The 22,064-nt window shown below is 66.9% G+C and carries 18 protein-coding genes and 3 tRNA genes; 16 read left to right on the top strand and 5 right to left on the bottom strand.

The annotated features are described in order from the left end of the window. Positions 1 to 60: 60 nt before the first annotated feature. Entirely contained in the window at positions 61 to 1,269 is a 1,209-nt protein-coding gene (locus EXW95_RS14670; RefSeq protein WP_174368063.1) for an FAD-binding oxidoreductase, read from the bottom strand. 88 nt (positions 1,270 to 1,357) lie between these two features. Further along, a complete protein-coding gene (locus EXW95_RS14665; RefSeq protein WP_174368062.1) occupies positions 1,358 to 2,467 on the bottom strand; it encodes a Gfo/Idh/MocA family protein in 1,110 nt (369 codons plus the stop codon). 142 nt (positions 2,468 to 2,609) lie between these two features. Between EXW95_RS14665 and EXW95_RS14660 the strand changes: the two genes are divergently transcribed. From EXW95_RS14660 to EXW95_RS14635, 7 genes are all read left to right on the top strand, one after another. Further along, on the top strand, positions 2,610 to 3,062 hold the full coding sequence (locus EXW95_RS14660; protein WP_217449205.1) for a CBS domain-containing protein: 453 nt from the start codon (positions 2,610 to 2,612) through the stop codon (positions 3,060 to 3,062). Then, positions 3,059 to 3,190: a hypothetical protein gene (locus tag EXW95_RS21080; RefSeq protein WP_256435015.1), complete on the top strand. Its 132-nt coding sequence runs from the start codon at positions 3,059 to 3,061 to the stop codon at positions 3,188 to 3,190. Before EXW95_RS14660 ends, EXW95_RS21080 begins: the two co-directional genes overlap by 4 nt. 1 nt (position 3,191) lies before the next feature. Beyond that, complete coding sequence (locus tag EXW95_RS14655; RefSeq protein WP_371810087.1) at positions 3,192 to 3,782, top strand: cytochrome C oxidase subunit II; 591 nt, start codon at positions 3,192 to 3,194, stop codon at positions 3,780 to 3,782. Beyond that, entirely contained in the window at positions 3,779 to 5,509 is a 1,731-nt protein-coding gene (locus tag EXW95_RS14650; RefSeq protein ID WP_174368061.1) for a b(o/a)3-type cytochrome-c oxidase subunit 1, read from the top strand. The genes EXW95_RS14655 and EXW95_RS14650 overlap by 4 nt, the downstream gene beginning before the upstream one ends. Positions 5,510 to 5,514: 5 nt before the next feature. Continuing rightward, entirely contained in the window at positions 5,515 to 5,940 is a 426-nt protein-coding gene (locus EXW95_RS14645; protein WP_174368060.1) for a cytochrome c, read from the top strand. A gap of 91 nt (positions 5,941 to 6,031) precedes the next feature. Beyond that, positions 6,032 to 6,108, top strand: a tRNA-His gene (locus EXW95_RS14640). A gap of 73 nt (positions 6,109 to 6,181) precedes the next feature. Next, a tRNA-Leu gene (locus tag EXW95_RS14635) sits at positions 6,182 to 6,267 on the top strand. A gap of 91 nt (positions 6,268 to 6,358) precedes the next feature. On the opposite strand, the gene EXW95_RS14630 is transcribed toward EXW95_RS14635, so the two are convergent. Both EXW95_RS14630 and EXW95_RS14625 read right to left on the bottom strand, forming a co-directional pair. Beyond that, the gene (locus tag EXW95_RS14630; RefSeq protein WP_174368059.1) at positions 6,359 to 7,684 is read right to left on the bottom strand and encodes a DUF262 domain-containing protein; all 1,326 of its coding nucleotides are present in this window, start codon (positions 7,682 to 7,684) and stop codon (positions 6,359 to 6,361) included. Between the two features lie 1,851 nt (positions 7,685 to 9,535). Then, positions 9,536 to 10,411, bottom strand: a complete 876-nt coding sequence (locus tag EXW95_RS14625; protein WP_174368058.1) for a tyrosine-type recombinase/integrase — start codon at positions 10,409 to 10,411, stop codon at positions 9,536 to 9,538. Positions 10,412 to 10,478: 67 nt separating this feature from the next. Here EXW95_RS14625 and EXW95_RS14620 point away from each other — a divergent pair. The 9 genes from EXW95_RS14620 (at position 10,479) to EXW95_RS14580 (ending at position 18,988) form a co-directional block, all read left to right on the top strand. Continuing rightward, positions 10,479 to 10,570, top strand: a tRNA-Leu gene (locus EXW95_RS14620). A gap of 231 nt (positions 10,571 to 10,801) precedes the next feature. Then, complete coding sequence (tig, locus tag EXW95_RS14615) at positions 10,802 to 12,097, top strand: trigger factor (RefSeq protein ID WP_174368057.1); 1,296 nt, start codon at positions 10,802 to 10,804, stop codon at positions 12,095 to 12,097. 296 nt (positions 12,098 to 12,393) lie between these two features. After that, entirely contained in the window at positions 12,394 to 13,443 is a 1,050-nt protein-coding gene (locus EXW95_RS14610) for a beta-ketoacyl-ACP synthase III (protein ID WP_174368056.1), read from the top strand. Continuing rightward, positions 13,440 to 14,345, top strand: coding sequence for an ACP S-malonyltransferase (fabD, locus tag EXW95_RS14605; RefSeq protein WP_174368055.1), 906 nt, complete (start codon positions 13,440 to 13,442; stop codon positions 14,343 to 14,345). The genes EXW95_RS14610 and fabD overlap by 4 nt, the downstream gene beginning before the upstream one ends. Then, the gene (locus EXW95_RS14600) at positions 14,342 to 14,899 is read left to right on the top strand and encodes a DinB family protein (RefSeq protein WP_174368054.1); all 558 of its coding nucleotides are present in this window, start codon (positions 14,342 to 14,344) and stop codon (positions 14,897 to 14,899) included. The genes fabD and EXW95_RS14600 overlap by 4 nt, the downstream gene beginning before the upstream one ends. Then, positions 14,896 to 15,645 carry a 3-oxoacyl-[acyl-carrier-protein] reductase gene (fabG, locus tag EXW95_RS14595; protein ID WP_174368053.1) on the top strand — a complete coding sequence of 250 codons (750 nt, stop codon included), beginning with the start codon at positions 14,896 to 14,898 and terminating at the stop codon, positions 15,643 to 15,645. The genes EXW95_RS14600 and fabG overlap by 4 nt, the downstream gene beginning before the upstream one ends. A 189-nt stretch (positions 15,646 to 15,834) precedes the next feature. Continuing rightward, on the top strand, positions 15,835 to 16,065 hold the full coding sequence (gene acpP, locus EXW95_RS14590; RefSeq protein ID WP_046843145.1) for an acyl carrier protein: 231 nt from the start codon (positions 15,835 to 15,837) through the stop codon (positions 16,063 to 16,065). 231 nt (positions 16,066 to 16,296) lie between these two features. Next, a complete protein-coding gene (gene fabF / locus EXW95_RS14585) occupies positions 16,297 to 17,541 on the top strand; it encodes a beta-ketoacyl-ACP synthase II (RefSeq protein WP_174368052.1) in 1,245 nt (414 codons plus the stop codon). 109 nt (positions 17,542 to 17,650) lie between these two features. After that, a complete protein-coding gene (locus tag EXW95_RS14580; protein WP_174368051.1) occupies positions 17,651 to 18,988 on the top strand; it encodes a S41 family peptidase in 1,338 nt (445 codons plus the stop codon). Between the two features lie 88 nt (positions 18,989 to 19,076). On the opposite strand, the gene EXW95_RS14575 is transcribed toward EXW95_RS14580, so the two are convergent. Then, positions 19,077 to 21,998, bottom strand: coding sequence for an insulinase family protein (locus EXW95_RS14575; RefSeq protein ID WP_174368050.1), 2,922 nt, complete (start codon positions 21,996 to 21,998; stop codon positions 19,077 to 19,079). Positions 21,999 to 22,064: the final 66 nt, after the last annotated feature.

Here is a 22,064-nt window from a genome sequence, read left to right as displayed (position 1 = left end):
CCGGAAGGAGGGAGTGAGCAGTGGAAGTCCGTTTCCCACTGCCCACTTCCTACTGCCCACTTACCGGTCCAGCCGGAAGATCCGCAGGTCGTCACTCTCCTCTCCCTGGATCAGATCGGTGAGGAGGCGGGCGGCCTGCACGCTGTACGTGATGCCGTTCCCGCCGTACCCGAGGGCGAACAGGAGGCGGTCGCCCTTTTGCCGGGGGCCGATGTACGCGAGGCCGTCCTTCGTTTCGCCGAAGGTGCCGGCCCAGGCGAAGGCCGTTTCCGGGTGGAGGTGCGGGAGGAGCTTCCCGAGTTTGCGTTCCAGGCGTTTCTGTTTGCCGGGCAGGGCGCGTTCGCGGCGGGCGGGGTTGTGGTGGTTGTCGTCCTCGCCGCCGATGACGACGCGGCCGTCCTGGGTGGTGCGGGCGTACAGGTACGGGCGGGCGGTTTCCCAGATGAGGCAGCCGGTGGGCCACAGTTCCCCGTCGGTTTCTGCGATGGGTTCGGTCGCCAGGGCGTAGGAGTTCTTCAGCTGCGCGAGGCGTTTTCCGAGGAACTTCTCGGCCTCGTACCCGGTGGCGACGACGACCCAGCGGGCCTGGATCTTCGCGTGCCGGTCGGTGTGTGCGGTGAAGTCGATGCGGTGCTCGTCCAGGCGGGTGACCTCGGTGCGGTCGTACACCCGCGCGCCGCGCGACTGCGCCCGTTGCAGGAGATGCTGCGCGAGGCGGTACGGGTCGACCTCGCCGCCGTCGGGGCTGAACAGTGCGGCGGGCGCCGTGATGCCAAAGCGGGCCTTGAGGGTGCGGGCGTCGAGGTGTTCGACGTTCAGTCCGGCGCGGGTGCGGGCAGCGTGTTCCTGCGCGAGCATGCGGGCGTCGCGGCGGTTGCTGGCGTAGTACAGGCTGCCCCGCTCGCGGAAGCCGCAGTCGTCGGGCAGTTCGGCGGTCAGGTCGCGGACCGTGTCGATCGCGCCTCGGCACAGGTGGTAGGCGCGTTCCGCGTCGGCCTGCCCGGTCATGGGGATCAGGTCCACGAGGTTCGTGTCGATCTCGTACTGCAGCAGGGCGGTGCTGGCGCTGGTGCTGCCGAACGCGGCGTCGCGCAGGTCCGTCACGACGACGTCCAGCCCGGCGGCACTGAGCGAGTCGGCGAGCAGGGCGCCCGTGATGCCCGCCCCGATGACGAGCACGTCGGCCGTCTCATCGCCGCTGAGGGGCGGGTAGGTGTGCATGAGTCCGTTCGTGAGGGGCCAGAACGCTCGTCCGCTGCGCAGATCCATACGCCCGATTCTGGGGGGGTGGATCTGCGTGCGGGTGGGCGCGCGGCTACGGTTTCACCGCGCGGGACGTTCAGGGTTCGTTGGGGATCTACTGCTGCTTCTGCGGCAGCTGCGGTTTCGTGCCCCGGAACGCGTCGCGCTTCGTGTGGGTGGGGAGGCGCACGACCTGCCCGGTGCGGGCGCTCTCGTACAGGGCGTCCATGATGACGTGGTCCTGCACGCCCTCCTCGCCGGGTGTCCAGGGGGTGTCGCCGCTGCGGATGCACTGCGCGAAGTGGTCGAATTCCAGCGTGAACTGGTCGTACTCCGGGAAGCTGGGCTGGCGGGTGCCGTCGTCACCGGACAGGCTGAGTTTCAGGCCGTCGTACGGGAAGGCGGGGTCCATGTGCAGGCTCCCCTCCTCGCCCATGACGCGCAGGGTGCCGGTGCGGTGCGCAGCGTAACTCGTCTGGATGGTCGCACTCACGCCGCCGGGGAAGCCCAGCAGGGCGCTCATGGACGCCTCGACCTCGCGGAAGCGCGGGTCGGCGTCGGGCTGGTGCTGCGTGGCGAACACCCACTCGGGTTCCTGCCCGGTCAGAAAACGCAGGGTGTTCAAGCTGTAGATGCCCACGTCCGGCAGCGGCCCGCCGCCCGCCAACTCGCGCTTCAGGCGCCACGCCTCGGGGTCGTCCTCGACCTGCGCGTGGATGGAATGCAGCAGCCTCAGGTCGCCCAGCGTGCCGTCCTGCACGGCGTCCCTGGCCGCCCAGTGTTCCGGGGTGTACTGGCAGCGGTACGCGGTCATCAGGAGCACCCCGGCCTCCCGGCAGGCGTCCACGATGGCCTGGGCGTCCTGGGCGTTCACGCCCAGCGGTTTCTCGCACAGGACGTGTTTGCCCAGGCGGGCGGCGCGGGTGGCGTACTCGCGGTGCAGGCTGTTCGGCGTGACGATGTACACCGCCTGCACGTCCTCGCGGGCCGCCAGTTCGTCGAACTGCTCGTAGGTGTAGGCGTCCGCGTCGGTCAGGCCCAGCGCGCGCGCGAAGCCCCGCGCCTTGTCCGCCTCGCCGCTCACGAGCGCAGCGACGTACGCGTGCTCGCTGGTGCGCGCGGCGGGAATGAGTTCCTCGGCGGTCAGCTTGCCGATGCCGACCAGGGCGAACCCCACCCGCGTGTCCTGCGCTTCGGGGGGCGTGATGTCCGGTTTCAGAGGCATGACCCACCGTACGGGCGCGCCCCCGCCGGATGGCGAGGCGCACCTTGAGGGCTTCTTGCGTGTCCGCCCCCGCACCGGTCAGGGCCCTCCCGTAATGGCCCGGTAATGCCCGCACCGGAGCCTCCGGGCATGGAGGTTTCGCATGCGAGTTCTTGATCTGATGACGGCCCCGGTGATCACGGCGGCCCCGACCCTGTCCCTGCCGGACGCGGCGCACCTGATGCGGTCGCGCGGCATCCGCCGCCTGCCCGTGCTGGACGGCGCGACCCTGGTGGGGATCGTGACCGACCGGGACGTGCGCGAGGCGCTGCCGGGCCGCGTGTCGAGCCTGTCCCCGTGGGAGGCCACGACGCGGCTGGCGGCGGTCTCGGTGGCGGACGTGATGCGCCGCTCGGTCCTGACGACCACGCCGGACGCGGACGCCCGCGACGCGGCGCACACCATGCTCACCCACCGGGTGGGCGCCCTGCCGGTCGTGGACGACGGGGGGCGCGTGGTGGGCGTCGTGACGGTCAGTGACGTGCTGCGCGACTACGCGTACGAGGACGGATTGAGGCCGGACGGGTCGCAGACGGGCGCGGAGGCGCAGGCGTGAGCGGCCCGCACCACCCGCCGGAGGGCGGCGAGGCCCCCAGGGGCGCGCTGGTCGTGGTGCTCACCCTGGCGCTGAGCATCCTGAGCCTGTGGCTGCTGGCGCTGGGCGTCCTGCACGGGCGGGCCTGACGTGGGGGCGGACATCCCTCCGGCCCGGCTGGATCACCGCGCGCTGGAACGGTACGAGACCGCGTGGCTGGGCGTGGCGGTCGTCATGACGGCGCTGCTGTTCGTGGGCGTGCTCGCCAGCGTGGTCAGCGGCACGTACCCCAGCCTGAAGGCCGACGCCGGGCACGCGCACGTGGGCGGCATCGTGCGGGGCCGCGTGGACCCGAAGAATCTGGCCGCGACGCCGTTCGCGAAGCCGGGGCTGGTCGTGGACGCCAGCGGTCAGCCCGTCATGAATGACCAGGGGACGCTGGACGCGTACCTCGTGGCGGGGAATTTCACGTTCCAGCCCGCCGTGCTGCGCGTCCCGGCGGGCGTGCCCGTCACGCTGCACGTCACCGCGACCGACGTCGCGCACGGCTTTCAGGTGACGGGCACGAACATCAACGCCGAGATCCTGCCCGGTCACGTCGCCTCCCTGACCGTCACGTTCCGCCACCCGGGCGAGCAGCACGCCATCTGCAACGAGTACTGCGGGGTGGGACATCACAACATGATCACCCGCTTCATCGTCGAGTCCCCCACCCAGTCCACCACCAAGGAGACGAAGTGACCACCGCCCTCCCCTCCCAGTCCAGTTCGCGCGCGGCGCTGCCGGGCCTGGACGCCGCCACGCTGAGCAGCCTCAAGAAACTGACGCAGTACTACGCCGTGACCGCCTTCCTCGCCCTGATGATCGGCGTGCTGCTGGGGCCGCTGCAGGCGCTGAACTACGGCGGCATCAACGTGTACGACCACCCCCTGCTGAAGGTCCTGATCAGGTCCTACTACCAGGGGCTGACGCTGCACGGCGTGCTGAACGCGCTGGTGTTCACGCAGTTCTTCATCAGCGGCTGGATGCTGTACCTGCCGGTGCGGGACCTGAACGTCCGCCCGAACATGCGCTTCGCCTGGTTCACGTACCTGCTGATGACGGCGGGGCTGCTGACGGCCGCCGTGCCGCTGCTGACGAACGACGCCACCGTCCTGTACACCTTCTACCCGCCGCTGGAGGGCAGCCCGGTGTTCTACATCGGCGCGGCCGTCATGGTCGCCGCGAGCCTGCTGGTCGCCGGGCAGGTCGTGTGGCTGTGGCTGGCCTGGAAACGCGCCCACCCGGGCCGCGTGACGCCCGTCGTGACGTACATGAGCGTCGCCACGTGGCTGATGTGGGTCGTCGCGGCACTGGGACTGGTGGTCGAGGTCGTGGTCCTGCTGATCCCCTGGTCGCTGGGCCTGACGCGCGGCGTGGACCCGCTGCTGGCCCGCACGCTGTTCTGGTGGACGGGGCACCCCATCGTGTACTTCTGGCTGCTCCCGGCGTACATCTCGTGGTACGCGTTCCTGCCGCGTCAGGCGGGCGGGCGCATGGCCAGCGAGGGCCTGACGCGCCTGGCGTTCGCGATGTTCCTGGTGTTCAGCGTGCCCGTCGGCCTGCACCACCAGTACGCCGACCCGAACGTGCAGAACAGCTGGAAGATCATCCACATGTTCCTGACGTTCCTGGTCGCGGTGCCCAGCCTGCTGACCGCGTTCAGCGCCGCCGCGTCCCTGGAGGACGCCGCCCGCGCCCAGGGCGGCCGGGGTCTGATCGGCTGGGTGCGCCACCTGCCGTGGGGGAACGCCAGCATGACCGCGCAGGTGCTGGCCATGGTGTCGTTCATCTTCGGCGGGGCGGGCGGCATCGTGAACGCCTCCATCGCGTTCTCGCCGGTGGTGCACAACACCGCGTGGATTCCCGGTCACTTTCACATCACGGTCGGCACGGCGACCACGCTGACGTTCATGGGCGTGATGTTCTGGCTGGTGCCGCACCTGACCGGCAAGCGGCTCGCGTCGCCCCGAGTGGCGCTGGCGTCGGTGTGGTGGTGGTTCACGGGCATGATGCTCTTCGCGCTCGGCATGCACTGGCAGGGACTGGCGGGCGTGCCCCGGCGCGCGCAGGTGAGCGCCTCGGCGCAGCAGGGCGTGTACGACGCCATGAACCTGGGCCTGCCCAAGATGATCACGGCCGCCAGCGGCATCGTGCTGTTCGTCGCGGCTATCCTCTTCTACGCGGTGCTGTGGCGCACGCTGCTCTCCCGGCGCGTGGACGACCCGGAACGCACCCCCATCCCCACCAGTGAGGCCATCAGCCCCGCCGGGGAGGTGCTGGCCGACGCGAGCCCGCTGGTGCGCCGCACCGAGCCGCTCCTGGCCCTGACCTTCGCCGCGCTGGTGCTGGTGATCCTCGTGTACGGTCCGGTCATCGCGCCAATGCTGGCGAACTACCAGTTCATTCCCGGCCAGAGGCTCTGGTGAGCGGCATGAACGACCCGCACGGGGGCTGGTTCACGCCGGGGCAGATCGCGGGCTTCGTGGGCCTGCTCGTGCTGGGCGCGGCGCTGGGCGCCGGTTCGTATCAGGCCGGGCAGCGGCTGGCCGGAACGGGCGGCGGCGCGGTCGTCACGGCGGCCAGCACCAGCGACACCCCGGATGGCCGCGTCCTGTACGCCGGGAACTGCGCCGGCTGCCACGGCGCGAACGCCGAGGGCGCCGTCGGCCCCGCCCTGAAGGTCGCCCAGGGCTGGAGTGCCGCCGACTTCCGGCACGCCGTGCTGGACGGCAGCACACCCGACGGCCGCACGCTGGGCGTCGTGATGCCCCGCTTCGCTGCCACCGGCCTGGACGGCGCGCCCCCCACCGACGCGCAGATGGACGCCATCCAGGCGTACCTGAAGACCCTGCCCTGACCGACCGGGGCCACCTGCCGCCCGCATGGGATTGACAGGTGGCCCCCCTGCCTTTAATCTGTGTGGGCCTGACAGGACGTGGGCCAGCGTGGTGGGTTTAGCTCAGCCGGTTAGAGCGCCGCTCTGTGGAAGCGGAGGTCGTGGGTTCAAATCCCATAATCCACCCCACACCGAAATTCCGGCCCCAGGCATCAGCCCAGGGCCGGATTTCATTTCATGCCAGGGCAGGTACAACCAGCGTGCGGGGATGGCGGAATTGGTAGACGCACCAGACTTAGGATCTGGTTCCCGTAGGGAGTGAGGGTTCAAGTCCCTTTCCTCGCACCACAAACACCGTCACAGACGGTCATATCCACGGAGCACGCGCTGCGCTGAAGCCATCATAACGGCACCAGACAGCGCGTGTCCTTACTGGGTGTTAAGCGTTGGACTTTTTGAGATTGCAAAGTCTGTGAGTCAGTCGTGCGTTTTCAGGAACTGTTAGACCCCCTTTCCAATAATGCACATCGTGATCGAGGGCAGCATCGTTTATTGTTTTTATCTCTTGATTACAGATGGCGCAGGATTTATCGGAAGCGTACATCTCTTCTTTCAATTTCTTTGAGAAGAATCTCTTTTTATCATTCGGAGGTTCAGAAGACATTACGGCCTTTAGTCGACTTCTCCAAGTATCAAAAGTATAGGTGATTGGAGCAAAACCACCAGTGGCCTGCGATAATCCACGAACGAAAGCCTCATCAGTATCCATAAGATCGATGAGCGCCTCGTTAATAGAGTCTGCCCTTCTCGTAATTTGACCTATATCGTACTCAGAGAAGCTCGTCGTGACCACTTGAAACAGAGATGAATTAATCTGAGTACCATACCTTCCCTGTCTTCGCAATCTAAATGCAGATGTACCAAAAACAGTCAAAGACGCCCTCATACAGTGCTTGAAAACCTTTTTATATTCCTTTGACTTTTTGTCACTTAAATTCCTCTGCTCGCTCATAAAATCATTAAGGAAGTTTTTCATCCCCTCTTTCGCTTTTTGAGGAGTTTTTTCATAGAATGCGAGAAAGCGCAGAACTAATGCACGATCAACCATTCTCTTGTCGATGTTGCTTTGATTTACAACTTCCTGAAAGTTTTTATCTTTTGCCAATTCAGGCAGCAGGTCATTTAAGTCGCCCCTATATATACAATTTCTTATCTCCATCTCATTTAATTGAATTCCACCCGTGTTTAGTCTTTGGAAAATCAGGAACAATAGATTTTGAGAAGTCTCAGGCGTTAGTTCAAAAGTTCTCAGAGTCGCGTCTCTAAACTTGTTTTGCATTGCATCATCCAAGTCTTTGAATGATTTACCATTTAAATCCTTTAATACCTCCAATCCCTTAAGGACTAACTCGTTTTTCATAAATAGGAAAATGGAGGTCAGCCTCTGTACACCATCAATTACTTCATATTTGTTTTCTTTATTTCTAGCCAGATACACCACAGGGACGGGTATATCTAGCAAAAAAGATTCGACTAATTGCGAAGAACGTCTCTTATCCCAGACGAACTTTCTTTGCCAAGAAGGGTCAAGAATAACTCTTCCAGCCTGCCTCCACCTGTAGAATTCAGATAGACTCCTATCTGCCTTCTCAATTATCAGTCGGTCCTTCTCATTGATTGAAAGCTCTCCTTCATCATTACCTTCTGCCAAAGTAGTATCAATCGCAGTACCCAGATCACTTATCTGAATCACATCGTCTTCCATTTCGCCTCCCATATTGACTTCGGCATAATTCTTCCACAGAGGAAGGCATTAAGTAGGCGCAAATGTGCCAGGGTCGCCCTCCTCCACTGTGCCCCACCCAAGGCTCACCCTCGCCTCAAGGCTCCAGATTTTTGCAAGTGTGAAACGTGGCGCATCTCTTCTGCATGCCCACGCCCTTGCCCTCGCGCCGATCCACCCCGAGCGCCACGCTCATTTGAGGGGGTGCCCTGACTGCACCCCCACCCCCCGAATTACCCACGCGCACCATGTGAGAAAAGTGCGTGCTCTACGGTCATACATATTTACTTATAGACAAATACGTCTATATAGTTGCGTGGGCTAATTCTATTTCGCAAGTTTTGCGTCATTTCCGGCAATATCGCAATCAATCAGCCCCTTTCCGTCTACTTTTATAATAAGCCAAGACGCGCGCATTCTTGCCATGCCTCATTTAAATTTACAGTTTCAGGGATCTTACTAACCTTGTGTGGTGGCAGGAGATTGATTATTCCCCCTTTGCCATCCGGCACTCGATCACGCCCTTGACTGTCGGTGATCCGGTTCGCTATGTACCACGGCACGCCATCACTCTGGACTTTACGCAAAGCGTTTACGGGCACCCACAGCAGTTCCGGCCCATCCGACCCAAAACGAGCAGACAGGATGCATTCCCCATCCGGCATTCGCACAAACCATCCCTACTCTTTGGTACGCGTGCTCATCTCAAGCACGATGCTCCGTCCGAAGGTCACTTTGGAATCTCCGTCCACATCCCCCACGCCGTGCAGATTCACGGTGAAGTCTCGCGTGGAGTATTCCTCTGCACGGTCCTCAAAACCAAGCACCAGAGGTAATCGCCCAAGCACGCCAGCCATCGTGAGGATGGGCTAGGCACAGCGTTCGATGACTTCGCCCGTCACCCTGTCAAAATCGAAGCGCTCGCTTGAGCCGATCGCCTTGTGGCGTGCTCGCAGGCGTGGCTAAGCTCTGGCAAGTTCCTTCAAGCGCTCTACATCGCCTGTGGTAAATGCCAGATCGAACGCTGCTAAGAAGTTGGCAGTCTCCTATCGGAGCGCTTCAGGTAACTGCGTGGGACTGTCCAGTCGTTCTAGCCGTTCGATCTCCCGGCGCGTAGGCACATCCTCAGGGCAGGCAAGTGCATGCGCTTCTAGCCTCGCCAGCTTCTACGCGAGGGGCATCTTGAACCAGTCCAGTGATCTGGTGAATTCGGGGAGTGTGCGCTAGTGCTCGGCACCGTAGATGTAGCGAGGAGTCATACTCCCCTCCCATCCTGCACAGCGCATTCAAGACGCCACTCGTGCATCACTCGCTCGATTTCCTGCCTTGCTTGGTCAGGCTCAGCGTTCCAAAGGTGCCGAATCGCTCTGCTCAGACGGGTGCGCCAGATTCCACGCTCGCCCTCAGCTCCCCTCTCCACGCCCTCCGTTGCTGCCGGGAGGTAGCGCAGACACCGTTCCAGTGTGCTGATTGCGTCCACGGTTCGATGGAAGTCCCGGTATCTCAGCGCCTACCGAATCACCGACTGAGCCTTTTCTGCGTCATAGCTGGTGTTTTTCATATTTACCTCTGTCGCTGCCTGTGTGGGTGCAGGGCGTGACAATGGATTGTGGCACGGAATTTCACCGTAGTCAGACTCCCAAAAAAGCCCCTCCTGAACGGAGGGGAAGCTATTACTTGAGCCGTCTGTGTGCTGCCCTAATCGCCTGCCGTACGGCCTCTGCCAACGACTGCCCATTCACGAGAGCGAGGTGCTAGAGGAGATCGTGTGAACTCTGGTCAAGGCGAATTTCAAGGCGAATGTTCTTCTACATGCGTATAGGATACGACGACTTAACGGACGCCAGCAGCAGCGAGGGGGGAGAAGCGCTCTAGCTTGCTCTGAAGATCTTCGGGCACAAGGTGCAGGTAGAGCGCTGTCGTTGCCAGCGTGGAGTGCCCGAGAATGCGCCTGAGGCTTGCCACATCACCCCCATTCCTGAGGTAAACCGTGGCTGCCGTGTGGCGCAGCAGGTGAGGCGTGATCCGGCGCTGAAAGCCAGCACGGTCACTCATTCGGGTAATCAGCAACGTGATTGTTCGACCCGTGATGGCTCTGCCGTTGTAAAGAAAGACGTTGGGATGGCTGCCACGCCTGCCGTGGGTGACATATCGGCGCAGGAGGCGCAGCGTCGTTCGGTCAATTGGGACCAAGCGTGCTCCCGTCTTACCAGACACCTTCACGGCGCTGTCCTGCCAATCCACGTCTGCCAGTCGGAGTGAGGCAACCTCGCCAGCGCGTAAGCCTGAGCCGATCAATAGCGCGAGAATGGCGCAGTTGCGCTCTGCATACCTTTGGTCACGGCGAGCGACTTCAAACAACCTGCGCACTTCCTCTGACGTGGCAATCTGCTTGATCTGCCATTGCACCTTTGGGCGCTTCCGGCCTTTCATGGGGTCGCGTGGAAGAAGCTCAACCCCGTGCAACCACGCTGTAAAGCCCCGTAAAGCCCTGTCGTAGTTGGCGAGGGTCGCTGCCCTCACTCCACGCTCGGCTGCCACATTCACGGCGCGTGAGAGCGCAAATGGGGTGAGAGATTCGACAGACGCTGTGAGGTGCTCACGCAAAAGCCTGAAAAGGGTGTCGCCGTACCACTTTACGGTGCGTGGGGTACTACCCCGTGCCTTGTGGTCACGCTGAAACTCAAGGATCGCTTCCTGTACGTTCATCGCTGTGCTCCCGGTAAGCGCAGCAGACTACGTGAAGCGTGGAGAACCCCGGAGGGTGAAAAGTGGCGCTAGGAAGGGAGAGCGTTTTTGAGGAGACGCACCAGACTTAGGATCTGGTTCCCGTAGGGAGTGAGGGTTCAAGTCCCTTTCCTCGCACCACACTCAGAGCGGCGGTCTCACCCACAGCGGGCAGGGGCCGCCGCTCTGCTCTGCCCCGTCTCCCTGCCCACTGCGCGTAAATGCACTATCATGCTCGGCGGCATGTCGCGCCCAGGCCCCCGCAGTGGTGGGGCGCCGGTGAGCGGCAGGGCAGATTCAACAGAGGAACGCGCCGCGACCGCCCGCACCCCTGAACCGGGGGCCGGGGAAGCGGCGCAGACGGGAGACCCAATGGCAGAGCTGATCAGCAGAGAAGGCAACAAGGTGGAATTCAAGGTGTCGGTGCCCGCCGCCGAAGTGAACCGCGCCTACGACCAGGTGTGGGCCGGTCTGGCGCGCGACGTGCGCGTGCCCGGCTTCCGCCCCGGCAAGGCTCCCCGCAAGGTCATCGAAGGTCGCGTGGGCAAGGGCTACGTCGAGCAGGAAGTCCGTGACCGCCTGCTGGAAACCCACTACACCCAGGCCGCCCGCGAACTGAAACTCAGCCTCGTGGACGCCAGCATCGAGCCGCAGACCCTGGCCAGCGGCCAGACGTTCGAGTTCACCGTGAAGGGCGAGACGTACCCCGAAGTGAAACTCGCGGACTGGAGCGGCCTGAGCCTCAGCGCCGCCGCGCCCGAGATCACCGACGAGGTGCTCGAGCGCACCCTGAACGACCTGCGCGAACGCAACGCCACCTTCGAGAGCGTCGAGCGTCCCATCGAGGCCGGCGACCAGGTGACCATCGAGGAAGAAGGCGAAGATGGCGGCACGTACCCCGTGTACCTGGATGTCGCCGAGGCGCACGTCCGTGACGCGCTGGTCGGCAAGGCAAAGGGCGACACCGTGGAGATCACCGTGCCCGCGCACAGCCACGGCGACCACGAGCACGCCGAGCACACCGTGACCGTCAAGGTCGTGGACGTGAAGACCAAGCAGCTGCAGGACCTCGACGACGCGTTCGCGAGCAGCCTGAACTTCGAGTCCCTGGAGCGCCTCAGGGGCGACCTGAAAGGTGAACTGGAGCGCCGCGCGCAGCAGGAAGGCGAAGCCGCCCGCCGCGAGGAGTTCATCACCGCGCTGATCGACGGCATGGAAGCCGACATTCCCCAGGCACTGCTGGACCGCCGCCGCGAGGGCATGCTGGAAGAGATCAAGGACGACCTGGGCCGCCAGGGCGTCAAGTGGGGCGAGTACGAGGCGTTCATGCAGGAGCAGGGCAAGCTGGACGACTTCATGGCTGACCTGGGCAAGAACGCCGAGAGCCGCGTGAAGCGTGACCTGGTGCTGGAGAAACTGGCCGAGGACCTGAAGGTGCAGGTCAGCGACGCCGAGTTCAACCAGACCATGAACGCCCTGGCGCAGGCCAACGGCCTGACCCCTGCCGAACTGAGCAAGCAGCTCGGGCCGAACGGCATCAACTCGTACTACATCAGCCTCGTGCGCGAGAAGGGCCTGCAGCAGGCCATCGCCCAGCTGTCCGGCGCGAAGAGCGAAGGCAGCGAGGCCGCCGAGAGCACCGAAACCGAAGAGCAGAGCGCGGAGTAATCCCGCGTGAAGGGCCGGGGCGTTCCTGCGGGAGCGCCCCGGCTTTTCTGCTGTCCGTGAACGGACGAGGCGAAGGTGGATGGTGGCCCGCCCGTCGGGAGAAGGATGCGCTCCTCTGTTGCGGGGCCGGGTGGAGGTCACGCCCGGCTGCTGCACGCCGGAGTGCGTCCTGTTGCGGGTTCTCGCGCCCCTCGGTGCAGATGGCGGTGGGCAGGGCACCCGCCGCCGGTCTGCACGCCACCAAAATCTGAACTCAATTCATTGAACGGCCGTTCAAAGAATGCTACGGTGCCCCCATGAGCGACCCCTCCCCCACCCGGCCCACGCTGGGCATCACGGCGCTGGGCATGTACGTCCCCGAACGCGTCGTGCCGAACAGCGACTTCGAGGCCCGCATGGACACCAACGCCGACTGGATCGAGTCCCGCACCGGCATCCGCGAACGCCGCTTCAGCGCGCCGGACGAGTACACCAGCGACGTGGGCGTCGGCGCCGTGCGCGACATGCTGCGCCGCGACCCGCAGGCGCTGCAGGACGTGGACGCCGTCATCTGCGCCACCGTCAGCCCCGACGCGCTGATGCCGTCCACCGCCGCGCTGATCGGCATGCAGGTCGGCCTGACCGGCGCGGCCGCCTTCGACCTGAGCACCGCGTGCAGCGGCTTCGTGTACGCCCTGAGCGTCGCGCAGGGCCTGATCCTCGCGGGCAGCGCCCGGCGCGTGCTCGTGGTGGGCGCCGAGGCGCTGAGCAAGGTCGTGGACCAGAACGACCGCAACACCGCCATCCTCTTCGGGGACGGCGCGGGCGCCGCCGTGGTCGGCCCGGTGCCCGCCGGGTACGGCTTCCAGGACTTCATCATGGGCGCCGACGGGAACGGTGGGTCCAGCCTGTACCTGCGCTGCGCCGCCCCCCAGCTGCCGGGCGGGTTCCCCATGGGCGAGTCGGTCGGCATGAACGGCCGCGAGGTCTTCAAGTTCGCCGTGCGCGTCCTGGGCGACAGCGGCACGCAGGTCCTCGCCAAGAGCGGCCTGACCACCGCCGACGTGGACTGGGTCATCCCGCACCAGGCGAACGTGCGGATCATCGAGGCCGCCATGGAGCGCTTCGGGCTGCCCATGAACAAGACCATCGTGAACCTCGACCGTTACGGGAACACCAGTTCCGCGACCGTGCCGCTCGTGCTGCGTGAAGGCGTGGACGCCGGGCAGATCACGGACGGGCAGCAGCTCCTGCTGATCGCGTTCGGCGGCGGCCTGAGCTGGGTGGCGGGCACCATGAAGTGGTGGGGCGGCGCGCCCAGCCTGCAAGCCGAGAGCAATGCCCAGCAGGCGGAGGTGACCGCATGAAGATCGCCGCACTGTTTCCCGGTCAGGGCTCGCACAGCGTCGGCATGGGCGCCGACCTGACCGCCGCGTTCCCCGAGGCGGCCGAGGTGTACACCCAGGTCGAGCACGTCCTGCCGGGCCTGCGCGCCGTGATCGAATCCGGCCCGCTGGAGGACCTGACCCTGACCGCCAACCAGCAGCCGGCACTGGTTGCCGCGAGCGTCGCCGCGTACCACGCGTGGCGAGCGCAGACCGGCCTGACGCCCGCGTTCGCCGCCGGGCACTCGCTGGGCGAATACTCCGCGCTGGTCGCCGCCGACGCCCTGAGCCTCGGGGACGCGCTGCGCCTGACCCGCCAGCGCGGCGAACTGATGCAGGCGGCCGTGCCGGTCGGCGCGGGCGCCATGAGCGCCGTCATGGGCGACCCGGCGGTCGTCGCCGAGGTCTGCGCCGGGACCGAGGGCGCACAGCCCGCGAACTTCAACGCCCCCACCCAGACCGTCATCAGCGGCACGAAAGATGGCGTGGACGCCGCGAACGCCGCCCTGAAAGCCCGCGGCCTGAAGGCCATCCCCCTGAAGGTCAGCGCACCCTTCCACTGCCCCCTCATGGCCCCCGCCGCGGCCGGGCTCGCCCCGGACCTCCAGACGACCGCGTTCGCGCCCCCCGCCTTCCCCGTCTATGCGAACGTCACCGCGCAGCCGAACACCGACCCCACCGCCCTGCCCGGCCTGCTGACCGAGCAGATCACCGGGGCCGTCCGCTGGGTCGAGACCATCCAGTCCCTCGCCGCCGCAGGTGCGGACGTGTTCATCGAGTTCGGCCCCGGCACCGTCCTGACCGGCCTCGTGAAGCGCATCCTGCCCGACGCCCGTACCATCAACGTCGGCACCGCCGCGCAGGTCCAGGACTTCACGCTGTGAACCCCCACCGCCGCGACGAGATCCTCACCGGACTGGCCAATGCCCAGGCCGAGTGGGTCACGTTCGCGGCGAGCCTCCCGCTGGACACGTTCTTCGCGGCCCCGGCGGGAGGCTGGCCGCCGGTCACGCACCTGCGGCACCTGACCCTCACGCACCGGCGCGTCACGCAGGGCCTGCTCGTGCCCCGCCCCGCGCTGCGCGCCCTGTTCGGACGGCCTGACACGCCGCGAACCTACCCGGAACTGGTCGCCGCGTACCGCGCGGCGCTGGCTGCCGGGGGCCGCGCACCGGCCCGCTACGTGCCCGCGCCGGACACCACGCCCAGCGAGGCCGTGCGCGCCGGGGTCATGGACGCATACACACGTGGCGCACAGGCGCTGCGGGCAGCCCTGGCCCGCTGGCCGGACGACCGGCTGGACCGCAGCGCCCTGCCGCACGACCTGCTGGGCCGCGTGAGTGCGCGCGAACTGGCCTTCTTCACCCTGTACCACGACCTGCACCACCTGCGGGGCGTGCAGACTGCACTGAAGCCTCAAGCACTGGAGATCCCATGACCGAAACCCCCCGTAAAGTCGCCCTGGTGACCGGCAGCAGCCGGGGCCTGGGCAGAGCCATGGCCCTGAACCTCGCCGCCAGCGGCTTCGACGTCGCCATTCACTACGGCCGGAACGCCGACGAGGCCCGCAGGGTCGCCGACGAGGCCGCCAAGCACGGCGTCCGCGCCGAGGTGTTCGGGGCCGACCTGACCGTCCCCGCGAACGCCGGAGCGCTCGTCGAGGACGTCATCAAGACCATGGGACGCCTGGACGTCCTCGTGAATAACGCCGGGATCACGCGGGACACCCTCGCGATCCGCATGAAGGACGAGGACTGGGACGCCGTCCTCCAGACGAACCTGTCCAGCGCGTTCATGGCGTGCCGCGCGGCGATCAAGCACATGATGCGCGCCCGCTCGGGCCGGATCATCAACATCGCCAGCGTGGTGGGCCTGATGGGCAACCCCGGACAGGCGAACTACGTGGCGAGCAAGGCGGGCCTGATCGGCCTGACCAAGGCGCTGGCCAAGGAGTACGGCGGGCGCGGCATCACCGTGAACGCCGTGGCGCCCGGCTTCATCGAGAGCGACATGACCGCGCAACTGCCTGAAAATGTGCAGCAGGCGTACCTGGGCGGCATTCCCCTGGCGCGCTTCGGGCAGCCGCAGGAGGTCGCGGCGCTCGTGGCGTTCCTCGCCAGCGACGGCGCGGGGTACATCACGGGGCAGACCATCGGCGTGGACGGCGGGCTGAACCCTCACTGAACGGGGTTCAGGGCGCCTGAGGGCACCGGTCCCGAGGGCGACCCACACCGGTCCGCGAGGGAACTCCCGGTGCCGACCCTGCGTCATACCCGCCTTTTTCCGGTCCTTTGGACCCTGTTCAAATCAGCCGACTCTCATGGGCGCCGCGTGTAGACTGGCGCAGACTTCAGTATCAGGAGGTACGAACTCATGGCAACTTTTGATGATGTGAAAGACGTGATCGTGGACAAGCTGGGTGTCGACGCCGACAAGGTGAGCCCCGAGGCCCGCTTCGTGGAGGACCTGGGCGCGGACAGCCTGGAGACCGTGGAACTGATCATGGGTCTGGAAGACAAGTTCGGCATCACCATCAGCGATGAGGACGCCGAGACGATCCGCACCGTGCAGGCCGCTGTCGACTACATCGAGAGCAAGCAGTAACTTCCCCGGTCGGGCCAGCCCGACCCGAGCGGAGCGAGCAGGGAGAGGGCGGCGCTGAACGCAGCGCAGGGCACGCAGGCGCGGTTTGCCGGAGTGCCCGGAGCGGAGTTCAGTGACGCCGCAGAAGTCCGCACAGGACGTAGGGCGGGCGGGGTGCGGGCACAGATCCGCCTCCCGCCTCTACTTTTTCCGGGTGGCCCCTGTGGGCGCGCCCAGTCAGGAGGGAAGCCAGTGGGTGTTTCAGGACTGAAAAGGGTGGTGATCACGGGCCTGGGGCCGGTCACGCCCATCGGGGTGGGCGCGCAGGCGTTCGCGCAGGCGCAGCGGGCCGGGAAGAGCGGGATTGCGACCATCACGCGCTTTGACCCGGCGGACACCGCCAGCAAGATCGCCGGTGAGGTGAACGAGGACCTGTCCGCGTTCGTGGATCCGCGCGAGGCGAAGAAACTCGACCGGTACGTGCAGCTGGCCCTGGCGGGCGCGGAGCTGGCCGTGCAGGACAGCGGCCTGAGCGAAGAGCAGCTGCGCGGCGAGCGCACCGGCACCGTGATCGGTAGCGGCATCGGCGGCGTGAAGACCTTCGAGGATCAGGCCGGGGTGCTGCACTCGCGCGGCGCGGGGCGCATCAGCCCCATGTTCATCCCGATGATGATCGCGAACATGGCCACCGGGCACGTCGCGATGCGCTACGGCGCGACCGGCCCGAGCAGCACGGTCGTCACCGCCTGCGCCACGGGTACGGGCGCGATCGGGGACGCGGCGCGGTACATCCAGCTGGGCCTGGCGGACGTCATGATCGCCGGAGGCAGCGAGGCCGCCATCACGCCGATTGCCATCGGGGGCTTCTCGAACATGAAGGCCCTGTCCACCCGCAACGACGAGCCGGAACTCGCCAGCCGCCCCTTCAGTGCCTCCCGTGACGGCTTCGTGCTGGGCGAGGGCGCGGGTGTCGTCGTGCTGGAGGAGTACGAGCACGCCGTGAAGCGCGGCGCGACCATCTACGCCGAGGTCGTCGGGTACGGCACCAGCGCCGACGCGCACCACATCACCATGCCCGCCCCCGAGGGCCGCGGCGCGCAGGTCGCCATGCGCATGGCGCTCGCCACGGCGGGCGTGAACCCCGATCAGGTCGGGTACATCAACGCGCACGGCACGAGCACGCACTTCAACGACCTGCACGAGACGCAGGGCATCAAGCACGTGTTCGGCGACCACGCGCACAAGCTGGCGGTCAGCTCCACGAAGAGCATGACCGGGCACCTGCTCGGCGCAGCGGGCGCCGTGGAAGCCATCGCGGTCGCGCAGGCGCTGAAGGCCGGCGTCCTGCCGCCCACCATCAACCTCACCGACCCCGACCCGGACCTCGACCTGGACTACATTCCCCTGGAGGCCCGCGAGGCGCAGGTGGAGTACGCGCTGAGCAACTCCTTCGCGTTCGGCGGCCAGAACGCCGCGCTGCTGTTCAAGAAGATTTAACGTACAACGATGAGGCCCCCTCCAGTGATCGGAGGGGGCCTCTGCTGTGTGCTGCGCGGGGCAGGTCAAATGGCCTAAGGGTGCGCCCCTGCCCCTATCCTGCCGGTCAATGACTGCAGACTGGATAGACCGGGCCGCAGCGGAACGGGACGCGCAGGCGTTCCAGAGGCTGCTGGAGGATCACTACGCTTACCTGCACGCCAGCGGGTTCGGGCAGGAACTGCCGGGGCTGCTCGCGGACGCGCTGCGGGGGGCGCCCGAGCGGCAGGAGCGGGGCGAGTGGGCGCAGGCGCTGCAGGGCGTGCTGTCCCGCAGCGTGGACGGGCACGCCCGCGTGCGGGAGTTCCGGCCGCTGCCCGGCGCGATTCCCGCGCTGATGCACGTGTCCGGGGACCGGGTGGTGGCCGTGCGGACTGACCGGTCCGGGTTCCTGCTGCCGGACTTTCCGTTTCTGACGGCCATCGATGGCCTGGGGGTGGAGGCGTGGCTGGCCCAGGTGGGGACGCTGGTCGCAGGGAGCGGCGCGTCGTGGCGGCGCGAGCGGACCGTGAGTGGCCTGCACCTGATCCAGCAGTCGCGGCGGCGCCTGGGACGGCCCGAGACGGACACGGCGACCCTGACGCTCTCGGACGGGTCGGTCAGCCGGGAAGTGCAGGTTCCAGTGGTGCCGGAGCGGCCAGAGTACGGCGTGTGGCCCGCGCCGCAGTCCCGCTGGATCGGTGACGTGGGGTACCTGCGCCTGCCGACCATGACGCCCCGCGCCGCGCCGGAGATCGCGCGGTGGCTGCCGGAATTCGGGCCAGCGCGGGGGATGATCGTGGACGTGCGCGGGAACCCCGGTGGCATGCGGGACGTGTTCCTGCCGCTGCTGCGGGCGCTGCTGCCCCGCGAGGCCGGGCCGCGGGTCGTGAATGTCGCCGCGAGCCGCCAGCTGGACGCCGAGGGTGCCGAGCGGCTCGCGGGCCGTCACCTGCACCCTGTGGACGGCACGCACTGGACGGACGAGGAGCGGGCGGCAGTCGGGGAGACCATGGCCGCGTTCCGGCCGACGTGGACGCCTCCGGCCGGGTCGTTCAGCGGGTGGTACGCGCAGGTGGTTCACCCGGCGGCGCCGGACCAGCCTCGCGTGACCTGCCCGGTGGTCGTCCTGACCGACGGCCAGTGCTTCAGCGCCACCGACATCTTCCTGAGTGGCGTGCAGGGGCTGCCGGGCGTCACGCTGCTGGGCGAGACGAGCGGGGGCGGCAGCGGTTCCCCGCGCGTCCACGCGCTGCCCAGTGGCCTGCAGTTCCGGGCGGCGTCCATGGCGTCGTTCCGTCCGTCCGGCGAACTGATCGAAGGGCACGGCAGCGTGGTGGACGTGCGCGTGCCCGCCGCGCCGGAATCGTTCCTGGCAGGCGGCGTGGACAACGTAGTGCAGGCCGCCCTGACCCGCCTTCAGGGCTGAACGACGCGGCAGGGGCCACCTCCGGCATGTGGAGGTGGCCCCTGCCCTTGTGCTGTTCCTACTACCTACTTCCCACTCCCTACTCCCCTCAGATGGCCTGCACGTCGAATGTCAGGCCCAGTGCGGCGAGGTCGTCGCTGTTGGGGTCGCGGCCGGTGACGACGCCGTATGTGGCGCGCCCTTCGATGAGGTACGTGTCCATGACGCGGCGCAGGTCGTCCAGCGTGACGGCCAGCAGGCGGGCTTTGTAGGTCTGTTCGAGGTCCTGGGTGTAGCCGGCGTGGTCGCCGTAGATGCGGCGGCGGCCGGCGGTGTCGGGGCTGGTGAGGGGGTCGAGAATCTTGCTGGCGGAGAGGATCGCTTCGGTCAGTTCGCGTTCGCCCAGGTCGCCGTTCAGGAAGGTGCGGGCGTCTTTGAACACCTGGTAGGTGCGGGTGACGTGCGGGTCGCGGTAGCTGCTCATGGCGAACACGCCTTCGCGCGGGTCGAAGCTGGCGGCGCCGCCGTACGCGCCGCCCTTCTCGCGCAGTTCGGGCAGCAGGTACTCGCTGCGCAGCACGCGGGACAGGACGAGCAGGGCGGGGCTGTCGGGGTGGGTGTAGGGGACGGTGGGGAACGCGACGGCGTTGTACGAGACGGGCACGTCGGTCGTGCGGGCCTGCGGGGCGCGCGTGGGCAGGGTGGGGGCGGGGCGGCCGACGGGGGCGTCGCCGCTGAACAGGTCCGTGAGGGGGCTCAGGTCGAGGTTCAGGTCGTCGGGCGTGGCGGTCAGCGCGAGGAGGGGTTCCGCCGTGCGGATCAGGTCCCGCAGGCGCCCGAAGCGCTCCAGGAGGTCGTCCAGGCCGCCTTCGCCTTCCACGGTGGCTTTCAGGGTGGCGAGGGCGGTCAGGCCGCTGAAGCGTTCCTGCACGGCGCCCGTGGCGTTCAGCTGCGCGGCGGCGAGGCGTTCGGCGTAGGCGTTCCCAGCCTGCACGACGCTGGCTTTCAGGCCCGCGAGGCGCTGCTTGAGCAGTTGCTCCAGGCGGTCGCGGGTGAATTCGGGCGCATTGATCAGGTCGCGCAGCACCTCGACCAGGGCGGGGGCGTTGCGGGCGAGGGCCTTGCCGCTGAAGGTCACGGCGAGGCGCACGGCGTTCAGGTCGTCCGGGGGGGTGCCCACGCCGACGGCGGCGCCCACGCCGCCCGTGACGGCCTCGATGCGGCGCGCGAGGCTCACGTAGTCCTGCCCGGCGGCGCCGCTGCGGGTCACGGCGAAGGTGTACAGCGGCAGCGCGTCCAGCAGGTCGTCCGGCAGGGCCGGGAGGCGCAGTTGCACGTCCAGGTACGTGAGGCCGCCGGTGGGCTGCGCGGCGCGGGCCACGCGGGCGCGGCCGGGCTGCTCGGTGTGGTAGGTCACGGCGGGCGCGGCGGTGGGGATGTCGTCCAGGCCCAGGGTGGGCAGGACGCTGCGGTCGGCTTCCTGACCCTGAAGTTCCTTCAGGCGCAGGCTGTCCGCGACGATGCGGGCGCGGTCCTCGTCGGTGAAGTCGGCGCTGAGACGCTCGACCAGCGCGGCCTCGTCGGCCTCGGCGCGTTCGGCCAGGGCGGGGTCGGGCGTGACTTCCAGCGTGACGCGGTGCGGGTTGGCGAGCAGGTCACGGAGCATCGGCTCGAACACCGCGCCCTGCGCGAGGTCGGCCCGCAGGCGAGAGAGCTGAGTGTCGAGGCGCAGGCCGGTGACGGGGTCGCCGCCCTGCATCCAGGGGCCGAGCAGGCGGAACATCACGCCCAGCGCGTAGGGGTAGCCGCTGTTGCTGACCTCTTTCTGCGCGATCTCGAACTGGTGGAGGCTGCTCTCGATCAGTTCCGGCTCGATACCCTGCGTGGCGATGTCCTCCAGGGTGCGCAGCACGAGCGTCTCGACCTCGACGGCCTTCCCGGCGGGGAGGCCCTTGAGTCCGGCGGCGAAGGCCCCCTCGCGGAAGTTGTCGCGATAGCCGCTGCCGTCCGCCAGGGCGCTGCCCAGCCCGGACTCGATCAGCGGGCGGGTCAGGGGCGCGGCGGGGTTGCCGAGCAGCACGTCACTCAGGACGCTCCAGCGCAGGTTCAGGTCCGGGTCGCTGGAATGCCCGAGTTTCCAGCCGACGAGCACCTGCGCGCCGCGTTCGACGTCCGTGCCGGGGTACACGGCGCTCTCGTGGCGGGGCGCGTCGAAGGTGGGCTGGTCGGGGATGCTGACGTCCAGCGTCTGCGGCGCGAACTGCGCCATGACGTGATTCTCGATGGCGTCCAGGATGCGCGCCAGCGGCAGCTGCCCGTACGTGTAGAAGAACGCGTTGCTGGGGTGGTAGTGCGCCGCGTGGAAGGCCCGCAGGCCCTCGTAGGTCAGGTTCGGGATCTCCTCGGGCGCGCCGCCGCTGTTGTTCGCGTACGTCAGGTCCGGGTACAGCGCCTTGCCGAACGCGCGCCACATGACCGAACCGGGGCTGGCCATGGCGCCCTTCATCTCGTTGTACACGACGCCCTGCAACTTCAGCGGCGTCGTGGGGTCGTCCGGGGTGGCGAATTCGAAGCGGTGGCCGTCCTGCCGGAAGCTCTCGTAGCGCATCAGCGGGAAGAACGTGGCGTCCAGGTACACGGCCAGCAGGTTGAAGAAGTCCTTCTCGTTGCGCGTGGAGAACGGGTAGGTGGTCCAGTCGCTGGCGGTCATGGCGTTCATGAACGTGTTCAGTGACCTGGGCAGCATCGAGAAGAACGGGTCCGGCACCGGGAAGCGCTGGCTGCCCATCAGGACGACGTGTTCGAGGATGTGCGCCACGCCGGTGCTGTCCTGCGGGACGGTGGGGAACGTCACGCCGAACGCCGAGTTGTCGTCCGCGCGGATCACGTGCGCGTGCCGGGCGCCCAGTTCGTGGCGCAGCAGCACCAGCGTGCCCTGCATCTCCGGCAGGGGTTCGACCCGTTCGACGGTATAGCGGCCCAGCGTCTCGCCGACGCGCGGCGCGGCGGGCAGTGAATCCATGATCGTCATATGCCCGGCAGTCTAAACCCGCTCCCGCCGGGCCGTGCGGGAAGTCGGGCACGATTCGGGCTGCGG

This window comes from Deinococcus sp. JMULE3 (assembly GCF_013337115.1).
In the GTDB taxonomy this organism is placed as follows: Bacteria; Deinococcota; Deinococci; order Deinococcales; family Deinococcaceae; genus Deinococcus.
This window is presented reverse-complemented; position numbering and strand designations above follow the sequence as displayed.